This is a genomic window from Streptomyces sp. PU-14G (assembly GCF_041028275.1).
Lineage (GTDB): Bacteria > Actinomycetota > Actinomycetes > Streptomycetales > Streptomycetaceae > Streptomyces.
On sequence record NZ_JASKYT010000646.1, the window covers coordinates 1 to 1,571 of the forward strand.

The window sequence follows — 1,571 nt, forward strand, 5'->3', positions numbered from 1 at the left end:
CACTCGGGGGGCGTGGCAGGGGCGCGGCGGTGACCGGGCAGGAGCGCGGCGGTGACCGGGCAGGGGCGCGCTCCGCTGCCACAGCCGGTGTTCTGCGGCAAGCTGGCACCATGCCTTCAGCTCGCACACGCACCGCGGGGGTCCTGGGGGACCGTCCGGACGGCGCCCTGCGGCGCAGTCTGACCCTCCGCGACCTGATCGTCTACGGGCTGCTGTTCATCGCGCCGATGGCGCCGGTGGGCATCTACGGGGCGCTGGACGCCCGCAGCCACGGAGTCGTCCCCCTGGTGTACGTGGTCGCCACGGTGGCCATGTCGTTCACCGCCTATTCGTACGCACGGATGATCCACACGGCGCCGCAGGCGGGCTCGGTGTACGCGTACGCGCGCGTCGGCCTGGGGGACGGCGCGGGCTTCGTCACCGGCTGGATGATGATGCTCGACTACCTGCTCATCCCGGCCGTCGCCTACCTCTTCTCGGGCATCGCCATGGCGCAGCTCGTCCCCGAGGTGGACCAGTGGATCTGGACGGCGATCGCGGTGGTGGCCACCACCGCGCTCAACCTCTCGGGGGTACGCCGCGCGGCAGTCGTGGGCTTCCTGGTGCTCGCCATGGAGATCCTGGTGCTGCTGGTGTTCGTGGCCGCCGCGCTCGTCGTCCTGGTCCAGGAAGGGCCGCAGCGCGGCTGGCTCTCCCCGCTCACCGGGGACCGGGCGTTCTCGCTGACGGCCCTGCTGGGCGCGGTCTCGGTGGCGGTGCTCTCCTTCCTGGGCTTCGACGCCATCGCCAACTTCGCCGAGGAGGCGGCCGGCGGCAGGGGCCGCACCGCGCCGACGGTGGCCAGGGCGCTGGTGTGGTGCCTGCTGCTCACCGGCGTGCTCTTCGTCGCCCAGACGTACCTGGCCGCGCTGCTGTCCGAGGACTCCTCCCGGCAGCTGGCCGAGGACCCGGCGAAACAGGGCTCGGCCTTCTACGACGCGACCAGGGCGTCCGTCGGCGGTTGGCTGGAGACGACGGTGGCGGCGAGCAAGGCGCTGGGCGCGGCCTTCGCGGCACTGGCCGGGCAGGCGGCTGCCTCCCGGCTGCTGTACGCCATGGCCAGGGACCGCCGGCTGCCGCACGTCCTGGGAAGCGTCAGCTCGCGCACCGGAGTACCGGGACGGGCGCTGCTGGTGAGCGCGGTGCTGACGATGTGCGCCGCCGTGTGGGCGGCGCGCGCCCCCGACGGCCTGGACCGGCTGGTCTCCATCGTCGACATCGGCGCTCTGTTCGCCTTCGGCATGCTGCACCTGTCGGTGATGGGCTACTACGGGCTCGGACGCCGCGCCACGCTCTCGGCCGGAGCGACCGATGAGGCACCGGGGCCGCGGAGGGTGTGGGACTGGGTACTGCCCGCGGTGGGGCTCGCCATCATCATCGCCGTGATCGTCACCGCCAACCGGGAGGCCCACTGGGTGGGCCTGGGCTGGCTCGCACTCGCGCTGATCGCCCTGTTCGTCCTCCGCAGCCGGGACCGCAAGGAGGGCCGGAGAGGGGGCGGCCCGGGGCCCGGAGACACGGCGCCCGGGGAC

At 73.4% G+C, this 1,571-nt stretch carries 1 protein-coding gene; it reads left to right on the forward strand.

The annotated features are described in order from the left end of the window. Positions 1 to 110 precede the first annotated feature (110 nt). Positions 111 to 1,571, forward strand: a 1,461-nt coding sequence (locus tag AB8Z75_RS34360; RefSeq protein ID WP_369208977.1) for an APC family permease, incomplete at its 3' end; no start/stop codon positions are given.